The sequence below is a fragment of the Pseudomonas sp. 9_2_1 genome (assembly GCF_059295275.1).
Genome location: NZ_CM181239.1, coordinates 3,129,540 through 3,150,560 on the forward strand (window position 1 = coordinate 3,129,540; position 21,021 = coordinate 3,150,560).

General features: G+C 64.0%; 21 protein-coding genes and 1 pseudogene. 7 read left to right on the plus strand and 15 right to left on the minus strand.

What is annotated here, in order from left to right:
- Positions 1-136: 136 nt before the first annotated feature.
- Positions 137-361 carry a metallothionein gene (locus AC5O5I_RS14055; RefSeq protein WP_172233836.1) on the minus strand — a complete coding sequence of 75 codons (225 nt, stop codon included), beginning with the start codon at positions 359-361 and terminating at the stop codon, positions 137-139.
- On the minus strand, positions 358-822 hold the full coding sequence (locus tag AC5O5I_RS14060; RefSeq protein ID WP_494510964.1) for a phosphotransferase system, HPr-related protein: 465 nt from the start codon (positions 820-822) through the stop codon (positions 358-360). Before AC5O5I_RS14060 ends, AC5O5I_RS14055 begins: the two co-directional genes overlap by 4 nt.
- 154 nt (positions 823-976) lie before the next feature.
- Between AC5O5I_RS14060 and ligD the strand changes: the two genes are divergently transcribed.
- From ligD to AC5O5I_RS14085, 5 genes are read left to right on the plus strand one after another with little or no spacing between them, the layout of a single operon-like run.
- Complete coding sequence (ligD, locus tag AC5O5I_RS14065) at positions 977-3,475, plus strand: DNA ligase D (protein WP_494510965.1); 2,499 nt, start codon at positions 977-979, stop codon at positions 3,473-3,475.
- 40 nt (positions 3,476-3,515) lie between these two features.
- Positions 3,516-4,559 carry an acyl-CoA dehydrogenase family protein gene (locus AC5O5I_RS14070; RefSeq protein ID WP_494510966.1) on the plus strand — a complete coding sequence of 348 codons (1,044 nt, stop codon included), beginning with the start codon at positions 3,516-3,518 and terminating at the stop codon, positions 4,557-4,559.
- Entirely contained in the window at positions 4,556-5,311 is a 756-nt protein-coding gene (locus AC5O5I_RS14075; RefSeq protein WP_172227413.1) for a PIG-L deacetylase family protein, read from the plus strand. Before AC5O5I_RS14070 ends, AC5O5I_RS14075 begins: the two co-directional genes overlap by 4 nt.
- A gap of 11 nt (positions 5,312-5,322) precedes the next feature.
- The gene (locus tag AC5O5I_RS14080) at positions 5,323-5,922 is read left to right on the plus strand and encodes a class I SAM-dependent methyltransferase (protein ID WP_494510967.1); all 600 of its coding nucleotides are present in this window, start codon (positions 5,323-5,325) and stop codon (positions 5,920-5,922) included.
- The gene (locus AC5O5I_RS14085; RefSeq protein WP_494510968.1) at positions 5,919-6,593 is read left to right on the plus strand and encodes a glycosyltransferase family 2 protein; all 675 of its coding nucleotides are present in this window, start codon (positions 5,919-5,921) and stop codon (positions 6,591-6,593) included. The genes AC5O5I_RS14080 and AC5O5I_RS14085 overlap by 4 nt, the downstream gene beginning before the upstream one ends.
- On the opposite strand, the gene ku is transcribed toward AC5O5I_RS14085, so the two are convergent.
- The 11 genes and pseudogenes from ku to AC5O5I_RS14140 form a co-directional block, all read right to left on the minus strand.
- The gene (gene ku / locus AC5O5I_RS14090) at positions 6,588-7,448 is read right to left on the minus strand and encodes a non-homologous end joining protein Ku (protein WP_494510969.1); all 861 of its coding nucleotides are present in this window, start codon (positions 7,446-7,448) and stop codon (positions 6,588-6,590) included. The genes AC5O5I_RS14085 and ku overlap by 6 nt on opposite strands.
- Positions 7,449-7,520: 72 nt before the next feature.
- Entirely contained in the window at positions 7,521-8,426 is a 906-nt protein-coding gene (locus tag AC5O5I_RS14095; protein ID WP_172285351.1) for an SDR family oxidoreductase, read from the minus strand.
- 126 nt (positions 8,427-8,552) lie between these two features.
- Positions 8,553-9,140 carry a 5'-methylthioadenosine/S-adenosylhomocysteine nucleosidase family protein gene (locus AC5O5I_RS14100; protein ID WP_172227403.1) on the minus strand — a complete coding sequence of 196 codons (588 nt, stop codon included), beginning with the start codon at positions 9,138-9,140 and terminating at the stop codon, positions 8,553-8,555.
- 45 nt (positions 9,141-9,185) lie between these two features.
- On the minus strand, positions 9,186-10,343 hold the full coding sequence (locus tag AC5O5I_RS14105) for a carboxylate-amine ligase (protein ID WP_494510970.1): 1,158 nt from the start codon (positions 10,341-10,343) through the stop codon (positions 9,186-9,188).
- A gap of 7 nt (positions 10,344-10,350) precedes the next feature.
- Positions 10,351-11,304: a methyltransferase gene (locus AC5O5I_RS14110; RefSeq protein ID WP_494510971.1), complete on the minus strand. Its 954-nt coding sequence runs from the start codon at positions 11,302-11,304 to the stop codon at positions 10,351-10,353.
- On the minus strand, positions 11,304-12,644 hold the full coding sequence (locus AC5O5I_RS14115) for an iron-containing redox enzyme family protein (protein ID WP_494510972.1): 1,341 nt from the start codon (positions 12,642-12,644) through the stop codon (positions 11,304-11,306). The genes AC5O5I_RS14110 and AC5O5I_RS14115 overlap by 1 nt, the downstream gene beginning before the upstream one ends.
- 21 nt (positions 12,645-12,665) lie before the next feature.
- The gene (locus tag AC5O5I_RS14120) at positions 12,666-12,863 is read right to left on the minus strand and encodes a hypothetical protein (RefSeq protein ID WP_494510973.1); all 198 of its coding nucleotides are present in this window, start codon (positions 12,861-12,863) and stop codon (positions 12,666-12,668) included.
- A 60-nt stretch (positions 12,864-12,923) separates the two neighbouring features.
- A pseudogene (locus AC5O5I_RS14125) lies at positions 12,924-13,043 on the minus strand (KGG domain-containing protein); the annotation flags it as partial.
- Positions 13,044-13,247: 204 nt separating this feature from the next.
- Positions 13,248-14,531, minus strand: a complete 1,284-nt coding sequence (locus AC5O5I_RS14130) for an NTP/NDP exchange transporter (protein ID WP_494512764.1) — start codon at positions 14,529-14,531, stop codon at positions 13,248-13,250.
- A gap of 4 nt (positions 14,532-14,535) precedes the next feature.
- Positions 14,536-15,444: an aldo/keto reductase gene (locus AC5O5I_RS14135; protein WP_172227392.1), complete on the minus strand. Its 909-nt coding sequence runs from the start codon at positions 15,442-15,444 to the stop codon at positions 14,536-14,538.
- Positions 15,445-15,533: 89 nt separating this feature from the next.
- Positions 15,534-16,397, minus strand: coding sequence for a Dyp-type peroxidase (locus AC5O5I_RS14140; RefSeq protein WP_494510974.1), 864 nt, complete (start codon positions 16,395-16,397; stop codon positions 15,534-15,536).
- A gap of 184 nt (positions 16,398-16,581) precedes the next feature.
- Here AC5O5I_RS14140 and AC5O5I_RS14145 point away from each other — a divergent pair, with 184 nt between their 5' ends.
- Positions 16,582-17,475, plus strand: coding sequence for a bile acid:sodium symporter family protein (locus tag AC5O5I_RS14145; protein ID WP_172285356.1), 894 nt, complete (start codon positions 16,582-16,584; stop codon positions 17,473-17,475).
- 148 nt (positions 17,476-17,623) lie between these two features.
- Here AC5O5I_RS14145 and AC5O5I_RS14150 read toward each other — a convergent pair whose 3' ends face one another.
- Positions 17,624-18,085 carry a sterol desaturase family protein gene (locus AC5O5I_RS14150; protein ID WP_172229016.1) on the minus strand — a complete coding sequence of 154 codons (462 nt, stop codon included), beginning with the start codon at positions 18,083-18,085 and terminating at the stop codon, positions 17,624-17,626.
- A 396-nt stretch (positions 18,086-18,481) separates the two neighbouring features.
- Between AC5O5I_RS14150 and AC5O5I_RS14155 the strand changes: the two genes are divergently transcribed.
- The gene (locus AC5O5I_RS14155) at positions 18,482-19,195 is read left to right on the plus strand and encodes an MgtC/SapB family protein (protein WP_494510975.1); all 714 of its coding nucleotides are present in this window, start codon (positions 18,482-18,484) and stop codon (positions 19,193-19,195) included.
- A 170-nt stretch (positions 19,196-19,365) separates the two neighbouring features.
- Here AC5O5I_RS14155 and AC5O5I_RS14160 read toward each other — a convergent pair whose 3' ends face one another.
- Positions 19,366-20,934, minus strand: coding sequence for a sensor domain-containing diguanylate cyclase (locus AC5O5I_RS14160; RefSeq protein ID WP_494510976.1), 1,569 nt, complete (start codon positions 20,932-20,934; stop codon positions 19,366-19,368).
- Positions 20,935-21,021: the final 87 nt, after the last annotated feature.

Consider the following 21,021-nt stretch of genomic DNA (forward strand, 5'->3'; position numbering starts at 1 on the left):
GGCAGCGCTAAACAGGCGCTTGCCACAGCATTTGCGTCGCCTATGAAATCGAGCGCCGCGCGGGCGGCGCTCGATCTCACGGGCGCTGCATATCTTGCGGCAAACACCTGCAAGCCCTTCAAAGTACTAGCATGAATCAGGGAGAAATCGGATCACTCGCCGGGAAGGTCTCATCCAGCGCATTGTCGACGCTGCTTTCCTTCACCTGCGCCACCTGTCCGCAATTGCAACCCGGCATACGGCACGGTTCACCGTTACGGTGCCCGCTGGCACAGGCCTCACAGCAGTAGGCCTTGCCGTTCTGAGGGGCGGCATCCACCGTACAGGAGCATTCACTGCACGCGCATCTTAACTCGCTCATGGCTTGCCCCCTTGGTCTTCGTCGATCACATCATCGGTCCATGGCTCGCCATCCAGCGGTGCGGAACGGGCCAGCTCGGCTTCATCCAGGCCGAACCCACCGCCGATCTCGTCAGCATCCACCTCGCGCAATGCCTCGTCCGCCGGGCCACCCTGGCCAGGCTCATGCGGGTCGCGGGCGCCGGTCTCGTCCAGCAGCGTATCGGGGCTCAGGTCGTCATAGGTCACGTTGTCCTCATGCAAGCTGTCACTCAAGGCCTCGCCCCCTGTCATGCCGCTCTGCGCCACGCGGCGCGGCGAAAATTCCTGGGCGACATCGGCTGCCGGGCGCTCATCCCCTACCCGCCCCTCGCGTTCATCCTGGCGCTCACTGAAATCCAGTTCATGGACGCTGCCCATGCGGTCTTCGGTGTCGTCGATTTCGGTCGGTGTATACGGTTTGGGGTCATCAGGTCTGGACATGATCGTCTCCGTCAGTTGGCTTACCTTCGGTCGACTCCACCAAACCCAGGAAGATTCATAGTTTTTCAGCGCGCTCGCCTCGGCGGATATTTTGAACTCCGCCGGGCCCCGCCGCCTCCCAACGATATGACCGCGACTCGCCCCGGAGCCCGCCATGGCCAAACCCCTCGAGGAATACGCGCGCAAACGCGATTTCAACGCCACGCCTGAACCCAGTGGCAAGCGCCGCCGTGCCAAGCGGGCCCACGCCTTGCAGTTCTGCATCCAGAAACACGACGCCAGCCACCTGCACTACGACTTTCGCCTGGAGCTGGATGGCACGCTGAAAAGCTGGGCCATCCCCAAAGGGCCGTCGCTCGACCCGAAGGTACGGCGCCTGGCCGTGCACGTCGAAGATCACCCCCTGGATTACGCCGACTTCGAAGGCAACATCCCTGAGGGGCATTATGGCGCGGGTGACGTTATTGTCTGGGACCGGGGCATCTGGGAGCCCGAGGGCGATGCGCAGGCGGCCTATGCCAAGGGCAAACTGCGTTTTCGCCTGCAGGGCGAGAAGCTCAGCGGCGTATGGAACCTGTTTCGCACTCGCCTGGCGGGCAAGAAGGAACAGTGGATGCTGGTCAAGTCGCACGACGGCCAGGCCCGCAGTGAAAGCGAATACAGCATCGTCGACGACCAGCCCGACAGCGTCATCAGCGACCGCACCCTGGTGCCAAAAGGCAGTACCGCAAAAGCAGCGAAGCGAAAACCTGCCACCCGCAAGCGGGCAAGCACCGGCAAAGCAGCTGCATTGCCAACCCACCTGGAGCCGCAGCTCGCCACCTTGGTCGACTCACCGCCCACCGGTGAATGGCGCTACGAAGTGAAATTCGACGGTTATCGCATCCTGGCCCGGATCGAAGGCGATGACATCCGCCTGTTTACCCGCAATGGCCACGACTGGAGTGCCAAAATGCCGGGGCAATTGAACGCCTTGCGCGAGCTGGGCGTCGACTCGGCCTGGCTGGATGGCGAAATGGTGGTCAACAACGAACACGGCGTGGCCGACTTTCAGGCGCTGCAGAATGCGTTTGACTCCGGGCGCGATGAGCAGATCACCTATTACCTGTTCGACCTGCCGTTTCTGGGCGGCCGTGACTTGCGCCAGGTACCGCTGCAGGAGCGCCGCCAAGCGCTGCGCCAGTTGCTGGAGCACAACGAGGCCGACAACCTGAAGTTCTCCGCCGACTTCGACCAACCGGTGGATTCGCTGCTCGACAGCGCCTGCCGCCTGCAACTTGAAGGGCTGATCGGCAAGCGCCTGGACAGCCCCTACGTGGGCCGGCGCAGCGCCGACTGGATCAAGCTCAAATGCACGCAACGCCAGGAGTTCGTGATTGTCGGCTTTACCGACCCCAAAGGTAGCCGTAGCGGTTTCGGCGCCTTGCTGCTGGCACTGCATGACAATGAAAGCGGCGCGCTGCGCTATGCCGGCAAGGTCGGTACCGGCTTCAGCAGCACCACGCTTGCCAGTATCCATGCCCGTCTCGAACCGCTGGAAATCGCCAAGCCCGCACTGCCCAAACCGCCGACCGGGGCCGAAGCCCGCGGCGTGCACTGGCTGAAGCCACAGTTGCTGGCCGAAGTCGCCTACGCGCAGATGACCCGGGAGGGCATCGTCCGTCACTCGGTGTTCCATGGCCTGCGCGATGACAAACCTGCCACTGCCATCGACCTGGAGCGCGCCATGCCCGCCAAGACCGTGCCGAAAACCAAAAAGGCCAAGGCAGCGGATGAGTTTGACGACCTGCGCCTGACCCACCCCGACCGCGTCATCGATGCCAGCAGCGGCAGCACCAAGCGTGACGTGGCCGAATACTACGCAGCGGTCAGCCAGTGGATCCTGCCGCAGCTCAAGCACCGGCCGGTGGCGCTGGTACGTGCGCCGGACGGGCTGGCGGGCGAGCTGTTCTTCCAGAAAAACGCAGGCCAGCTGCACATCGCGCATGTGCTCAGCTACGAAAAAGCCGAGGCGGGTCAGGCGGCGATGGTCATCAATCGCCCGGACACGCTGCTCGGCGCCGTGCAGATGAACATGCTCGAATTGCACACCTGGAATGGCACTGACAAAGACTTCGACAAGCCAGACCGCTTCGTCCTGGACCTCGACCCGGACCCCGCGCTGCCCTGGAAAGCCATGCTCGAGGCCACTCAGCTGACCCTGACCCTGCTTGATGAGCTGGGCCTGAAGGTGTTTCTGAAAACCAGCGGCGGCAAAGGTATCCACCTGGTGGTGCCGTTGACCCGCAAGGCCGGCTGGGACGAAGTGAAGGACTTCAGCCATGCCATTGTCAATTACCTGGCCAAGCTGTTCCCGGACCGCTTGAGTGCCGTATCCGGCCCCAAAAACCGCGTGGGCCGTATCTTCATCGACTACCTGCGCAATGGCAAAGGTGCCACCACTGCCTGCGCCTACTCGCTTCGGGCCCGCGAGGGCTTGCCGGTTTCGGTACCCATATGGCGCGAAGAGCTGACACAGCTCAAGGGCGCCAACCAGTGGAACATCGCCAACCTGCGCGAGCGCCTGGCGGAGGTGGAAGACCCATGGGCTGACATGGGTAAAGTGCGGCAGTCGGTCACCGCCCGCATGCGCAAGCAGATGGGCCTCGAATGATGGCGTTACAGCCAATGGACATGACCCGGGAGACGCGCTGATGAGCATCGTTCAGGACTTCAACCTGACCAACCTCGACCGGCTGTTGCGCACCTTCGGTGAACGGCAGCAGCCTTTGAACCTGGACACGCAACTGCCCCAGCTTATCCAGGCCTTGCAAGCCGATCACCTGGACCTGCTGCCGTTGCCGGGCCAGGGCAACACACTTCGCCGCTGGCAGACCCTGGCCAGGGTGGCCGGCTGCGACCTGGCCCTGGCCAAGCTGTACGAAGGCCACACCGACGCCCTGGCCATACTCGCCGAATGTGCTGCCGCTCATCACGCTGCAGACGGTATCTGGGGTGTATGGGCTGCCGAACCGCCTGGTGCACGTGCCCATATCAGCGCGCGGCAGGGTGACCAGGTGCGTCTGGTCGGCCGCAAGGCATGGTGTTCCGGCGCCTTGCAGATCGACAGGGCCTTGATCACCGCCTGGGACGAAGCGGAGCAACCGCAGCTGGTCGCGATCGAGCTGTCGCAACCCAGCCAGGAGTTGAACATCGAACACTGGCAAGCCGTGGGCATGGCGACCACGGCCAGCGTCGAAGTCGAATTCAACAACACCCCTGGCACGCTCATCGGCAAACCCGGCCAGTACCTGGCGCGCCCCGGCTTCTGGCACGGCGGCGCGGGCATTGCCGCCTGCTGGTACGGTGCGGCAGAAGCCCTGGCGGACTACCTGCGCGAGCATTGCCGCAACCCACGGCCCGATGTGCATGCCGATGCGCACCTGGGTGCTGTGGACGCCGCGCTGTTCGGCGCCCGCGCGGCGCTGCGCGAATGCGCTGGCTGGATTGACCGCCAGCCCGGGGCAGACGCCAGTTTCGAAGTGCGGCGCACCCGTGCGCAGGTCGAACAGGCGGTGGAGCAAGTGATCAGCCATGTCGGCCGGGCGTTGGGCGCGACCCCGTTCTGCCGTAGCAGCCACTTTGCTCGCTTGATTGCCGACCTGCCGGTATTCCTGCGCCAGAGCCACGCCGAGCGTGACCTGGCGGTCCTGGGGCAGCAGCTGGCACAAGTGCCGGCCGGGGCGTGGCAGCTATGAGCGAGAACCTGATACAAGCCAGCAGCGGCACGCCGTGGGCAGCCTGGCAGCAAGCGGCACTCCTGGCCCGCGCCACCTGGCTCGATGCGCGCCAGCTGTGCCCGCCGGGGCGCCGCCTGGTGCTGATCGCGCCACATCCGGATGACGAGATACTCATGGCGGGCGGCTTGCTGGCCGATTTCCAGGGGCGCGAAGGCGACTTGCTGCTGATCTCCGCCACGGACGGTGAAGGCAGCCATCCCGGATCAAACCAATGGAGCGAGCATCGCCTGCGTCGGCAGCGTCCGCAGGAAAGCCGCCTGGCCCTGCAGCAGCTGGACCTTGACCTGGGCCGGGTGGACTGGCGCCGACTCAACCTCAAGGACGGCCATCTGCCTCGCGAAGAGGCGTTTCTGGTCAGCCACCTGACCCAGCTGCTGCGGCCCGATGACCTGCTGATGGCAACCTGGCGCGGGGATGGACATTGTGACCACGAGGCCGTCGGCCGCGCTGCCGCGCACGCCGCGCACGCCCGTCAGGTGCAACTGGCGGAGGTGCCAGTGTGGGCGTGGCACTGGGCGCAGCCTGACGACCCGCGCCTGCCGTGGCCCCGTGCGCACCGGCTGCAGCTGGATGAAACCCGCCTGGCGCGCAAGCGCAAGGCCCTGGCCGCCCACGCCAGCCAGCTGGAGCCGGATGGCACTAACCCGCCGGTGCTGCCGACGAACCTGCGTGACTGCCTGTTGCAACCTTTTGAACTGGTGTTTCTTTAAACGGAGTTGTCATGAGCCTTGATGCGCAGTATTTCGCTGACCTGTATGCCAGCAACGACGACCCGTGGGCGTTCCGCACCCGCTGGTACGAAAAGCGCAAGCGTGAACTGGTCATGGCCAGCCTGCCGCGCCAGTGCTACCAGCGCGTATTCGAACCCGCCTGCGCCAATGGCGAGCTCAGTGCCCTGCTCGCCGACCGCTGCGCCGATCTGCTGTGCCAGGACATCGACCCCACTGCGGTGGGCCTGACCCGCGAGCGCCTGGCCGACGTCCGGCACGCCTCGGTGGACGCGGCACGGCTGCCCGGCGACTGGCCGGGTGGGCGGTTTGACCTGATCGTGCTGAGTGAAATCGGCTACTACCTTGATCCCACCGACTGGCTGCAGGTTATCGAGCAGTCGGCGGCCAGCCTGACCTACGACGGCGGCCTGCTGGCATGCCACTGGACTCACCCGATTGCGGGTTGCCCGCAGGACGGCCGCGAAGTGCACCGGATGCTGGCCAAGCACCTGCCGCTGTACCCGGTATTTCGCCATGAGGAGGCGGACTTCCTGCTGGAGTACTGGTCCAGCCAGCCCAGCGTGGTCGACCTCGACGAGACCTGCCCATGATTGCCGTGGTTATCCCTGCGCATAACGAAGCCCGCCGCCTTGGCCGCTGCCTCAAGTCTGTGCTGGCGGCGGCACGCCAGGCTGAACAGGCCGGGCATCAGGTTGAAATACTGGTGGTACTGGACCGCTGCAGCGATGGCAGTGCGGCCGTGGCCAGGCGCCATTCGGTGCACACCCTGGCTCTTGACGCGGGTAACGTCGGTAAAGCCCGGCGGGCCGGCGCGGCCTGGATGATCGAGCGCGGCGCCAGCTGGCTGGCCTGCACCGATGCCGATAGCCAGGTGCCGCCGCACTGGCTGGTGTCCCAGCTGGACTGCGGCACGGATGTGGTGTGCGGCACCGTGCACGTGCAGCGCTGGCAGCCGTGGCAGAAGGCGGCGTTGCGCCAGCTGTACCTGAGCCGCTACGAAGCCCGTGAGGGCCATCGGCATATCCATGGGGCGAACCTTGGGGTAAGCGCGCAGGCCTATCAGCGCATTGGCGGGTTCCGGCCATTGCCGGCGCATGAGGATGTGCACCTGGTCCGGGACCTGGAGGCGCTGGGCGTGCTGATCAGCTGGACCGCCCGGCACAGCGTGGCCACCAGTAGCCGCCGCGACAGCCGCGCGCGCGAGGGCTTTGGTGATTACCTGGCGAACCTGGAGGGCTTTGCACCGCTCGAGGGGTCATGACGCCTTGCGCGTACGCTTGGCAGGCTTCTTCTCGGCAGCAGGCTTCTTCTTGCTCGGTGCGCTGACCTTGCCACCCAGGCTGCGCTTGAGCAGTTCGGTAAGGTCGATGATGTCCGCGCTTTTCTCGGCACCGGCAGCTTCGCCCTTCTCCACCGTCTCGATCTTGCCCTTGCTGGCCTTCTCTTCCACCAGATCGAGAATGGTCTGGCGGAAGGCATCATGATACTCGTCGGGGCTCCAGGCACCGGACATGTCCTCGACCAGTCGCTTGGCCATGTCCAGTTCGCGCTTGTCCACCTTCACATCGGTGACGCTGCTGTCGAGCTCCAGGGTTTCCAGCCCACGCACTTCTTCCGGCCAGCGCAGGGTGATCATCACCAGGGCCTCGTCCAGCGGCCGTAGCAATGCCAGATGCTGGCGGGTATGCAGCACCACCGTGGCCAGGGCCACCTTGCCGGTGCTGGCCAAGGTTTCGCGCAGCAACGCGTACACCTTACCGCCACGCCGGTCCGGGCTCAGGTAGTACGGCGTATCAAAATGCTGCAGCGGGATATCACCGGCATCGACAAAGGAAAAGATATCGATGGTCTGGGTGGCCTCGGGCCGCGCCTTGCGGATTTCTTCCTCGCTGATCACCACATAGCGGCCCTTCTCGTACTCCACCCCTTTGACGACGTTTTCCTTGTCGATGTCCTTGCCGGTGACCTTGTTTATCCGCTTGTAGCCAACCGGGTCCATGCTGCGCTTGTCGAGCCAGTCAAAGTCGACGCGCTCGGTGCGCACTGCGGTATTGAGCGCTACCGGGATATGTACCAGGCCAAAACTGATCGCGCCTTTCCAGATTGCCCTAGCCATGGACCTGCTCCTCGATTGCCTGCCGATATCACAAGTGACTGCTGGGGACCGCGAAGGTTTAACCTTGGCGCCCTATGGCAGCGGGTTGCCGCCGGTCACGCCGAAAATTTCACCGGTGATGTAACTGGACTCCTGGCTGGCCAGCAGCACATACACCGATGCGCATTCGGCTGGCTGGCCCGGGCGCTTCATCGGGGTATGCCCGCCGAAGTCCGGGATCTTCTCGGCTGGCTGGCCGCCGCTGGGCTGCAGCACGGTCCAGATCGGCCCGGGTGCCACGGCATTGACACGGATGCCGCGCTCGATCACTTGCTTGGCCAGCGCCTTGGTGAAGGCAACGATCGCGGCCTTGGTGGTGGCATAGTCGAGCAATGTGGCCGAGGGCTGGTAGGACTGGATGGAGGCCGTGTTGATGATGGTCGCCCCGGCGGGCATCAGCGGGACGGCGGCCTGGCACAACCAGAACAACGCGTAGACATTGGTTTTCAGGGTGTGGTCGAACTGCTCGTGGCTGATCTGGCTGATGTCCTTGCGGGCTTCCTGCTTGCCAGCGACGTTCACCAGAATGTCCAGGCCGCCCAGCTGCTCATGGGCCTGGTCGACCAGCTGCTTGCAGAAGTGCTCGTCCTTCAGGTCGCCGGCAATGGCGACCGCCTTGCGGCCCTCTGCTTCGATCAACTTGATCACTTCGCGGGCGTCGGGCTGTTCTATCGGCAGGTAGTTGAGGGCAATGTCCGCCCCTTCGCGGGCAAATGCGATGGCCACGGCCCGGCCGATGCCCGAGTCGGCACCGGTGATCAGCGCCTTGCGCCCCGCGAGGCGACCGAAGCCTTTATAGGTGTGCTCGCCGTGATCGGGTTTGGGTTGCATGTTGGCATCCAGGCCAGGTGCAGCCTGGCCTTGGGCCGGGAATGGCGGGTGTGGATACTGGGTCAGCGGGTTTTGCATGCTGAACTGGTCCTGGGGCTTGCTGGGCATGGTGCGGGTCCTCTGCGGAAAACAGGTAGAAGCCTTCGCGACTGTGTAGCGCGAAGGCAGTTCTTCCATTTCGAGGTAGTCCCGGCATCGATGGTTTTTTCGGCCCGCGCAAACACCGACCGGCGGTCAGCCCTGGCTGAACAGCACCCGTTTGAAGGCCTCGGCAGCCAGGTGCACTTGCACCGCCCAATCGCCCGCCGCATCACTGCCGGCGTCATCGGAGATGTACTTCAGGCAGACCAGCGGAATGCCTTCGCTACGCGCGATCAACGCCAGCACATAGGCCTCCATGTCGACCACATCATAAGGCGCGTCACCATGGTTGATCTCGAAACTGTCCCCGCTGCCGCAGGTTTCCAGCGGCAAGCCCGGCACTGTCACGCCATGCTCCAACAGCACGGGGATATCCGATAACGGCGTCTCGTAGCGGGCGAAACCCAACGGCGTCACGTCCATGTCGCGCTGGACGAATCGGGTGCAACACACCACCTCGCCCTTGCCGTGGCGCAGGCTGCCGGCGGAACCGAGGTTGATGATGAGCCTGGGCCGGCGCGTAGCGATGGCCTTGGTCAGGGCGATGGCGGCATTGACCTTGCCGATGCCGGTGAACACGGTGTTCATCCCCGCGAACACACTGCCCGCTTCGGCCTCCAGGGCGAAGACAAAAAGCGTATCGGCCAACGAAATATCAGGGAATTGCTGGGCAAGGATCATGGTGCAGAACATCCGGGTGGCTGGCAAAGGCGCCGCCATTGTCGTTCAACCCTCTGCGATTGCAAGTGCCGCGGTATCATGGGGGCGCTGTTTACCGCCCTCTTCCACCACCTGCTCAACCACCCTGCGCAGCGCCTGATGCGCTGTGGCGCCGTTTGCGCGTGCACGTTCGAAACAGGCCAGCTGCCGGTCTGCGCTGGTGCCAGCGTCCAGCAGGCGGCGCGCATGCAGCAGGGAGCGCTCGGCATCTGCCGTATCGACCGGGAAAGCCTCGTGCAACTGGGCGAGCCAGCCCCGGGAAGACACCGCCTGTTGTTGCTGCTGGCCGATGAATGAGCCGTGGCGACCATGGCGCATGGCGCGCCAGTAGTTCTCCTGCGCTACCCAGCGCAGCTCCCGTGCCGGGGGCGCGCGGTCGAGCCCAGGATCGAGGTTGTGCTCCACCAGGTGCCGAAACAGCCCGGCGATGCACAGCGCATCCTCCAGGTCGGGGCAGGCATCACAGATGCGCAGTTCTACGGTCGGATAGCGTCGCGAGGGGCGGATCGCCCACCAGAAATCCCCGTCCTCGGCCAGCACACCGGTGCGCTGCAGCAACGCCCGGTAACTTTCGTAGGCGGGCCAGTCGGGCAATGGCTCAGGCAAGCCCATGTGCGGCCATTCAGCGCAAATCACCCTGCGGTAGCTCATGTAGCCCGTGTGCTGGCCGGTCCATAGCGGGGACGATGTGCTCAACACCAGCAGCAGCGGCAGCCAGGGTACCAGCCGATTGATCAACTGCATCCGGTCGCATTCTGCCGGCACGCCCACATGCACATGCAGGCCGTTGAGCAAGCTGCGCCGCGCCACGTGCTGGTAGTCATCGAACAATTGCCGATAATGCGCCGATGCGGCGGGTTTCTGCCTGTGCCACTGGGCGAACGGATGGCTCGCGGCGCCATACAGGCCCATGCCTTCCTGGGCCACGGCTGCGGCCAGGCGCTGGCGGCCCTGGGCGAAGAATTCCCGCGCCTGGTCAAGGTTGCCGAACACCGGGGAAGCCACCTCGATCTGGCTGCGGAACATCTCCTGGACAAAATGCTTGCCTAGCGCATCGCGGCAACGCTTGGTCACGCCCAGCGCCGGGGTCACCGGCACCCGGCCAGTGGCCAGGTCGATCAACAGGTACTCTTCTTCGATGCCGAAGGTGCACGACCTGGCCATAGTCGGATTACCCGTTACGGGTGACGGTAAGCGCCACGGCCGCAATGCGTTCCACGTGCTCGTAGCCACGCTCATCCAGTTGCTCGCCGAAAACATCCGGGTCAATTTCCCGGTATACCCACGACCATTCAGGCCCTGCCAGCCGCAGGCGGACCGCTTCCAACAGGGCATCCCGCCCTTCGACCATCGCGACCCCGGTGTACAGCAGCAGCGATCCGCCTGGGCTCAGCCGTTCGCGGGCTTGCTCGACGATGCGCAGCGAAAGCGCTGCGCCCAGTGATCCACCGCCATGCCGATAGGTGCGCTCGCTCAGGTCAAGCATATAGGGTGGGTTGGCCACGATCAGATCGAACGTGCCGGTAATGCCGTCAAGCAGGTCACTGGGCTCGACCGAAACATTGCTGACACCGGCCAGTGCTGCATTGATGGCGGTGTAGCGCAGCGCCAGCGGGTTGATGTCGACAGCGCTGACCTGAGCATGCTGCGCGGCCCGGGCAATCAGCAGTGCACCGACGCCGCTGCCGCAGCCGATGTCGACCGCATGCTCGACCCGCTGCGGGGTGCGTTGCAGGTGGTCATGGATGACCTGGGCGAAGCGGTAGCTGTCCGGGCCGAAAAACACTGCATCGCTGGCGTCGGTGGGGTACGCCGAGTGCACCAGTAGCAGGTCATCGAGGGTCGACCAGCGCACGGTACTGTGCAGCATTTGCCCTTGTTCGGTGACAAGATGGCCGCGCTGCAGTTGGCCCAGTTCATCAGCAGACAGCAAGGCTGGCGAGAACGGGCGGCTCCAACCGAACACATCGCGCAAGGTGCGGGCCTGTTCCGCCCCCTGGCGGCTGTTGACGCGGGCGTGGGTAGCGGGCGTGACACAGGTAAAACGGTAGCCGTCGGCGCGCAGGCGCTTCCCTAGCTGCAGTAAAGCCCGGTCGGTTTCCAGATGTTGTGGGTCGAGCATCATCAGCAGGGTTGCTCCTGAATCAGGCCGGTGGCGCGCAGGTACGCACGGGTCGCGATCAGACCCTCCGGTGCGGCATGGCGATTGCCGGCCATTTTCTCAATCAATGCATCGATATTTTCATTTTCATCCTGCGACCTGCCGAGAGGTGCGTCCTCCGGCTGCACAGGAACATCCCAGCTGCCCGGCATGACGCGCCTGACCCGGGTTTGCCAGCCCGACGCGATCCAGTCGTGCCACAGCTGTTTCTCGTAAGCGTTGAATACGCCGTACATGGGTGCCGACGGCCCTTCGATCAACGCCCACCAACGGCTCTGGGCCGGCTGTTCGCCACGGCGGATCCAGCCCTGGGCCTGCAGCGCCTGCAGAAACGCTGGCATGGCGCCCGGCTCGGCCAGCCACTGGTTGACGGTACGCTGCTGCAGGCGGCAGTGGTCCGAATGCATGAACTGGCCGAAATTGCGCTTGTGCTCAAGTGCCCGCAGCAGCTCGGCCTCCAGGTCGAAGCGGCTGATCAGGCTTGGCGTATCGACACCCAGGTCATTGAGGCGATAACCGAGCCTGACGCGCTCATAGAAGGCATGCTGATCGTGGGCGGGGCACAGTTGGCGCACTGCCTGGGTGGACAGGTGGGCATGACCGCTGGCAGCGTTATCGATAGTGACATGCAGCTGGAAGTACTGCCCATCGATGCCCAGCTCGGCCAGCTCGTAAGTGGTAATCAGCAGGTGCAACGGCGGTTGCTCGTAGCCGAGGTTGTAGCCGATCATCTCGGCAAGGAATGTGTCGCCGTGCTGCCCGAGCGCGAGCTGTATAGCACCTTGCAGGTAGCGTTCGTCCTCAAGTTCGGCCTGGCCTGGGCAGCCGATGCGGCTCATCAGCCGCTGATAGATCAGCACGTGGTTACAGCGCGGGTCGCCGCTGCCCAGTTCTTCCAGGTAGGTACGGATCAGGCCGTGGAAGCGCGGATCACCCCAGTGGCGCAAGGTGCTGTGTAGCCATGCACCGTCTACTGCCTTGGTGGGCGCCACTTGCTGGAGAAACCACAAGGCCTGGGCACGGTTGGCAAAATAGCGCCGTGGCGCGCCTTGTCGACGCTGCTGCAGATACGCCGCATAGGCTTCGGCCACCTGAGCGGCATGCTGGGCACTCCAGGCTTGCAACCGGGCGGGATCAGCTGGCAGGTCGTCCGGCAAGCGCCGAGCGTGCGCCAGCTGTTCGTTCAACCACGCGGCGCTGCTCGTGTCACGGCCTTCGAGCAGTTCGTGGTAACGAGCGTGAAGGCTGGGCACGGTCGCCAAGGCCTTACCCTTCACGGCGGTCTTGCAGGTCGTGACCGTCATGGCGTGTTCCTCATGCGCGTGTTATGGGCTGGTTTTCTGGCCTGGCATCGGCTCAGGGTCTGGCGCAGGTTGGGGAGCGGGTTTATCAGCGGGTTGCTGCATCTGCAGAGAAGGCTTGCTGGGATCGGAATCCTTGCCCGGGTGGTCGTTGTCGCGGTCGAAGCAGCCGCCGACCAAAGTCAGGGCGCCCATCAGGGCGATCAGGGGAGTCAGTCGCATAAGGAGCTCCTGCTTAATAAAATCGCAGTGCCAGGTTGCCCTGGCACTGCGTAGCCTCACTTACGAACGGCCGCCCTTGCGGCTGGTATCGCTGCTTTGGCCGCCACCGGAATGCTGGCCGCCTTTGCGCCCTGCTTCGGAAGCTTTCTCGCGGTCATTGGCGAAATTGCCTGGGTTCTTGCTACCACCCTGGCTGCCTTGTTGATTGCCGGTGCGGCTATTCTCTTTGTTGGCCATGGTCTCAAACCTCATATGACTTCGGAATGCACGGCTTTTTCGCCGTACACCTGTTCGGAGTTCCGGCATATGAAGGGATTCGGTTTATTGCGAAGCGTTCGGACCGGCGGCGTTAAATAAGCGGCGGCGCCATATTTGGTGCGCTTGTCAGTCGCGCAGCGGGCGTTCCAGGCAAGCCTGTCGGCGCCCTAGCCAACTCCCGGTAGCCGCCCAGCACAACGCAATCAGTGTGCCGGTCAGCATCGCCAGCTGCGGGTGTTCGGCCATCACGTCCAGCGCCCGCTTCAGCCAACCGCTAAAGGCATCGCCGCCGCGGTAGACCACAGTGTCGATGAAGTTCTTGGCCTTGTATTTGTCCTCGGCGGGCAGCACCGTGAACAGCATTTCGCGGCCGGGGCGCACCAGCGCGTACTCACCGGCGCGCCGTACCACCATCACCACCACGAATGCGCCGAACACGGGTGCCAGTGCCAGCCACAAGAAGCCAGCCGCCATTACCAGCGGTACCGCCACCAGCAATATGCCAACCCCCAGGCGCCGCGCCAGGCGGCCGGTAAGAAATACCTGGGTGATGATGGCCAGGGCCTGGACCACGCTGTCGATCAGGCCGAACACCTGCGTCTGTCGAGTGCGGTCAGTGAAGGTTTCGCTGACGATGCGCGCCTGCTCGAAATACAGGAAGGTGCTGACACTGGCCAGCAACACCACGAACAACGCGATGCCCAGCAGATACGGCGAGCGCAGCACGGCGGTAGCACCGGCAAACGGGTTGCCGCCCAGCGGCCGCGCGTCCGGGTGGCCGGCTTGCGTTGGCAATGGCTGGCGGGCACGCCAGCGCTGCAGGTACAGGGTCGCGCCGATGCTGCCGAGCAAACAGGCGGCCGCCAGTAGCAGCAGCCCGGCATGCCCCAGTGGCGCCACCAGCAGCGTGCCCAGGATCGGGCCACTGAGCCCGCCAAGGCTGGCCCCGGCCGCCAGCAAGCCGAACAGGCGCTTGCCTTGCACAGTGGAGAACAGGTCGGCGAGCACGCTCCAGGCCAGCGAAATGGTCAGCAGGTTGAACACCGACAACCAGATATAGAAGGCCCGAGCTACCCACACATCGTCGGGCGCGCGGGCAAACAGCACGGCAAACAGCACAAGGTTGCTGGCGAAGAAGCCGTAAGTCCACGGCAGGATATGCCGGCGCTGCGCCCTGGACGCCAGCCACCCGAACAGCGGCAGGCACGCCAGGGTGGCGATGAAGGTGCCGGTGAACAGCCATTGCAGGTTGTCGACGCCACCGGCGACACCCATGGTTTCGCGCACCGGGCGCAGCATGAAATAGCCGGTGAACAGGAGGTAGAACAGCAGCAGGCCGGCGACGACCGCCGGCCCCTCGCCAGGCTGGATGTTCAGCCCTTGGTCCAGGCGCCGCCGCCAGGCCTGCATGGCGTCAGGCAAACAGCTTGATCAGCGCCTGTTGCTGCGCCTGGGTAAGCATCGGCTCATGGCCGGCCTTCAGCTGGTCGAGCTGGCGGTCGGGGCGGCTGGTGGCAGGAATGACCGTGGTCACCGCCGGGTGGCTGATGGCGAACTTGAGAAACAGCTGCGCCCAGCTGCCGATACCCGCGTCTGCAGCCCAGGCGGGCAAGGCCTGGTCCTTTACCTTGGCGAACAGGCGGCCATCGTCAAAGGCCCTGTTGATCAGCACCGCAATACCCTTGTCCTGGCACAGCGGCAGCAACTCGCGGGCGGCTTCGGGCGCGTTGACCGAGTAGTTGATTTGAATGAAGTCCAGCGGCTGGCTGCGGACGATGCTGGCGACCTCGTCCTGCCCACTGTTCAGGTAATGGGTGATGCCTACGTAGCGGGTCTTGCCCTGCTGCTTCAGTTCCTGGGCATAGGGCAGTTGCCGCTGCCAGTCGCGCAGGTTGTGGATCTGCAGCAGGTCGACCTTGTCGGTACGCAGGCTTTCGAGGCTACCAGCCCATTGCGCTTGCGCATCGGCGCGGCTGTTGGCGGCGATCTTGGTGGCAATGAAGCATTGTCGGTGCCAGCCGCCCTCCTCCAGCAATTGGCCAAGAATACGGTCGGCGCCGCCGTAGTTGGGTGAAGTGTCGATGACCCGCCCGCCGCCCTCGAAAAAGGCCTTGAGGACAGTTTTCAGCTGCTGGTACTGAGCCGAGCCGGCTTCCACTTCGAAACTGCCGGAGGTGCCGGCACCAATCACCGGCAGCGCCTCGCCGGTGGAAGGGACTTTGCGCGTCAGCAGCCCGGTCGGGGCAGCGGCGTGCAACCAAGGGCTCGCGGCAAGCAAACCCAAGGCGGCACCTGCGCGTAGGACATCACGACGTGCGTACATGGAAAAGCCCCCGTCATGAACCGGAAACTTTCAATGCTAGCCGCTCTGGCCTGCGTTGGCAGGTGTTTCTGTGTCTGGATGTTTAGTGATCAGCCCTGCAGCAGCTGGCTCAGGTCGACACCCGCCTCAGCGATCGGCGGGCACCAGTAATAGCCGCCGGTCAATGGCCGGCTGAAGCGGTAGAGGCCGTCAATGATCCCGTCTTCCAGTCCGCTCATGCGCCGCAATTGCACTTCGAACGCGTCGAAGCTGTGGCCCAGGGCGACGAAGGCCAGGCCAGCACCGCGTGGGTCGGCCCAGGCCACCGAGCGACGCACCATGAACGCCTCAGGTTCGAAGCTTTCCTGGGCGGTCCGCTTGACGTGGGCTGATTCGGGCGCGTCTTCCAGCTCCTCGTTGTCGCTCAGGCGACGGCCGATGATGTTGTCCTGGTCCGCCTGCGGCAGCGACTTGAAGTATTCCAGGTCATGCTTCCACAGCTGAAAGGCTGCAAAACTGGAGCCGTCTGCCGCAATGGCTGCCTGCACGGCGTCTTCGTCCACCGGGTTTTCGGTGCCATCCTCGTAGCCGGTCAGGTCATGGCCGCCACGGTGCAGGAAGCCATCCACACTGTCGGCCAGGCGCAGGGCCGGCGCCAGCAGCTGTTCCAGGGCTTGGGCACGCAGCAACAGATCGCCGCGCTCGTTGCCGCGCAGCCACAACCACAAGGCGTGCTGAGTGCTCGGGTTTTCCACGGCGGCATCCAGCTGCGGAAACGCACGCAGGCCCGGCACTTCGCGGCCCATGGCCTTGGCCAGCGGTGCCCCGACGCCCAGGATCAGCTGTACGCCATCGATCTGCGGCAGCAAGGCATCGAGAGCGGCAGGCAACGCCTCGGGCGACTGCAGGGTGAAGAACAGGTGACGGGCGTGCGCCGGCACCGGAGTGGCAAGCAGACCTTGCTGGAACGGCATGAAAGGCTAATCCTCGGTAAAAGCGGGAATGCTACTGTGCCTGCAGGCCTGCTGCAACGCGGCATGCGGGCGCGATGGCCGGTTTGCCGGTAACAAACAGTTACCAAGAGCTGGCTCTTTGCAATTAGCTATCAATCGAGGCCGTCCTACACTCGTCGGGATCCTTCGCCCAAGAGACACGCCCATGACCGCCTCGCCCTTGCTTACCGCGTTCCTGCCGCTTGCCCTGGGCATCATCATGCTCGGCCTTGGGTTGTCGCTGACCCTGGCCGACTTCGCCCGGGTGGTGAAGTATCCCAAGCCGGTGGTGATCGGCCTGGCCTGCCAGATTCTGCTGTTGCCGCTGGTATGCTTCCTGATCGCCAATGGCTTTGGCCTGGAATCGGCGCTGGCGGTGGGGCTGATGCTGCTGGCAGCATCACCGGGTGGCACCACGGCCAACCTGTTCAGCCACCTGGCCCATGGCGACGTGGCGCTGAACATCACCCTGACGGCCGTTAACTCGCTGATTGCGATCCTGACCATGCCGTTGCTGGTGAACCTGTCGCTGGGCTGGTTCATGGCATCGGACCAGGCCATCCCGTTGCAGTTTGGCAAGGTTATGCAGGTGTTTGCCATTGTCTTGCTGCCGGTGGCCCTGGGTATGCTGATTCGGCGTTTCGCCCCCGGCTTTGCGGGGCGCATGGAGAAACCGATGAAGCTGGTGGCGGCGCTGTTCCTGGCGTTCACCATTGTGCTGGCCCTGACCAAGGACTGGCAGACCGTGGCCGAGTACGCGCCGGTGGTGGGGCTGGCGGCGTTGCTGTTCAACCTGCTCAGCCTGGCAGTTGGCTACTTTGTACCGCGCCTGCTGAACATTCCCAAACGCCAGGCGATCGCCATCGGCATGGAGATCGGTATTCACAACGGCACCTTGGCGATTGCCCTGGCCTTGAGCCCTTCGCTGCTGAACAACCCGACCATGGCCGTGCCGGCGGCGCTGTACAGCTTGATCATGTTCTTTACTGCGGCGGGGTTTGGCTGGTGGGTGAGCCGCGGGCATGTGGCGGCGCGGGCTGAGGGGGAGACGGTGAATTGAGGGGAGGCCATGGTGCTTTTGCTGGCAGGTCATGGGGTTGCGGGGGATCTCATAGGCGCTGCACCTCTTATGGCAAACGCCTTTCAGCCCGGATGCTATCCCTCTTGGAACATGCCCAACCAACAACCCCGACCCAGCACAGCCACCTTCAGCCGCTCTTCCCGCGCAACTGCCGCTTCAACACCTTCAACGGCGGCGCGTAGAAAAAACCGAACGAAACACACCCGGTCCGCCCCTTCACCGCATGGTGCAACCGGTGCGCCCGGTGCAGGCGTTTGAGGTAACCGTTGACCGGCCGAAGCTTGCGCGGCCAGTGCCGGTGGAAGAAACCGTCGTGGGCCACCACATACAGCACCCCATACCCCGCCACACCAGCGCCCACCCACTGCAACGGTGCATACCCCGCCTTGCCTGATGCCACCAGCGCGGTAGCGATCAGCCCCAGGGCCAGCAGATACAGGTCGTTGGTTTCGAGCATGCCCAGCTGTGGCTCATGGTGAGATCGATGCAGCCACCAGCCCCAACCATGCATGATGTATTTATGAGCCAGCGTGCCAACGCCCTCCATGGTCACCAGGGTGCCGAACAAGATGGCGAGATTGAACAGCATGGAACGGTCCAGGTGATGGCCAAGGAAAGTGCAAGGGTACCCACTGGCTGCGTTTTTTGCCATGCAGGCGTGCCGGCTGCAGGCCCTTTGCCGATGAAGCCATTGTCATCTTTTCACCCTTGACCTCGTCTGTCCCGGGGCGTAAGGTGCGCGACGCAATTTTGCTTCCCTGAACAGGAGACCTGCATTGGACAGTAGCCCCAGTCGCTTGCGACAGGCCCACGTGGCGCGCTAGCCTGGCAGTGTCCTGCACTGTCTGGCCGCAATGGCAAGACGGTGGTTTCTTGTAACCCCCTCTTCTCTTCCCCTCCCCCGTGGTCCTGCGCATTTTCTGGTTTTTCAACCGCGCCACCTGATGGCGTACGTGCGGGCATTTGCCCGTGGAAGAGGTTTGCTATGGATTGGAAAGTATTTCTGCTGCGCGTCAGCATCGCCCTGATGTTGGGGGCGCTGATCGGTGCCGAGCGCCAACTGCGCCAACGCCTGACCGGACTGCGCACCAACGCGCTGGTCAGCACCGGTGCCTGCCTGTTCGTCCTCATGACCCAGGCGGTGCCAGGCATGCTCCCTGCCGACGCCTCGCGGGTTGCCGCGTATGTGGTCTCGGGCATCGGCTTTCTGGGTGGAGGTGTGATCATGCGCGACGGCTTCAACGTACGCGGCCTGAACACCGCCGCTACCTTGTGGTGCACGGCGGCGGTCGGCGTGCTGTGCAGCCTGGGGCTGCTGCTGGAGGCGGCACTGGGCAGCCTGGTGATTCTGTGCGCCAACATCCTGCTACGCGACATCGCCCAGCGCCTGGACCGCCAGGACGTGGTGCCGGCCAGCGAAGTGGAACAGCACTTTGAAGTGCGCATCGTCTGCCGTGCCGAGGACGAGATCCAGGTTCGCAGCTTGATGCTGCATAGCCTGGCCGACCCTGAGCTGCGCCTGCAGTCGCTGCAAAGCGAAGACCTGGCCAACCCGGCCCGCCTGGAAGTGCGCGCCGAGCTGCTGGGCACGGCGCAGGCACCGGGGCAACTGGAGCGCTTGGTCAGCCGGGTCAGCCTGGAGAAAGGTGTAAGCTCGGTGCGCTGGCAGCTGCAGCCACAGGTACTGACAGCAGATTGAAACAACAGGACAGACGCATGCGCATTGGCCCTACCCTTGAGCACGACATCCAGTGGCTGCCCGGCATCAAGCGTTCGACAAGGATCTGGGTTGGCGGTTGTGCGGGGTTCTGCGCAACGAGCGGGAGCAGCGGGCGCTGCGCCATGCGTCTTCAACTGAGGCTTCAGGCCTTATGGCGCCACGCCAACCCCTGCATTTGCCGCTACGCAAAATCCATCCCGGCCCTGCCGCTTGGCCTGGTACAACGCGCCGTCGGCGGCCGCCATCAGCCTCTCGGCCGTCACCCCTTCCCGCGCCAGATCACCGACCGCAATCCCGGCACTGAACGACACGCGCCCCAGCGGGCTCCCGCCGTGCTCGAGCAACTGGCGCCGCAGCAATTGCTGCACTTCCACTACCAGCACCTCTGCGCCGTGTGTATCGGTATCGGGCAACAGTAGCGTGAACTCCTCTCCTCCATAGCGCACTGCCAGGTCTGCTGGCCGCTTCAGGGCCTGTTGCAAGACTTCAGCGAAGCGCCGCAGGCACTGGTCGCCCGCAGGATGCCCGTAAAGGTCGTTATAGGCCTTGAAGTAATCCAGATCGAGCATCACCAATGCCACCGGGTAGCCCTGTCGCCGCGCACGCTTCAATTCTGCCTCGAACACCGCATCCAGGCGACGACGGTTTCCCAATCCAGTCAGGCTGTCGGTCAAGGCCAGCGCCTTCAGCGTCTGGTGCGCCTGGTGCAGCGCCCGCTCGATGGTTATTCGTTCGCGTAACTGGCGCAGCACCACCCCAGCAAATGCTGCCAGGCCCAGCAACAACAGCAACAACACCGCCAGCGACTTGATGGCATCGTGGCGCCAGGGCGCGACGATGGATTCACGCGACAAGCCTGCTTCAACCACCAGCGGATAACTCGACAGCGCGCGGTAGGCGTATAGCCGAGCCGTCCCGTCTACCACCGCTACTGCCTCTGCTACCCCCTCCGCAGCGTAAGGCAAGTGGTTACGGAAGATCTCGCTGTTGGCCAGGCTTCGGCCTACCGCCGGCTCGACGAACGGTCGCCGTACCAGGATGGTCCCGTCACGCTTGGCCAACACCAGCGCGCCACGCTCGTCAATCTTGAAATCGCCGTAATACTGCACGAACCATTGCACTTTGATGGTGCCCAGCAGGACGCCAGCGAAGCTGCCGTCGGGGTACTCCAGGCGCCTGGAAATGGGAATGATCAGGTCGCCCGTCGAGCGGCTGCGCACCACCGAACCGACCCGTACACCGCGGTCGGCATGGTCACGGTGATAGACAAAATAATCGCGGTCGGCATTGTTGGCATTGGCGGGGATAAGCGCCTGATCGGTAACGATCCAGTGGCCATCCGGGCCATACACGAACAGCCCGTGCAACTGCGGCATGATGCTTTTCTGCTTGGCCAGCAGTGCATGCAGCCGGGGCCGGTTGATGTGCTCGAAACCGTCGCCTTCAAGGCGCTCGGCCAGCGTAGCGGTGATGGCGTCGACCTGGCGGATGGCGTCTTCGGCATGCTGGGCCGTGGCCCGGGCCAGGTTGGTGACGATGTTCTCGGCATTACTGAAGGCGTGCCGGTAGTCGCGCCAGATACGCCAGCCTTCCACCAGCGCGAAGGCCAGCATCACCACCAGCATGAATGCCAATACCAGGCGGAACAACGCCACAGCGCGCCCCTCGCTGGCTACCGCGATAAGCCCGTCATCATCCTGTTTCCTGGCTGCGCACATTCAAATCCCTAGCCATACGGCATCTGCCGCCTTTCACTATAGTTCAGGGTCGCCGGAGCCAAACCCGTCGCGAAAAAGATTAAACCT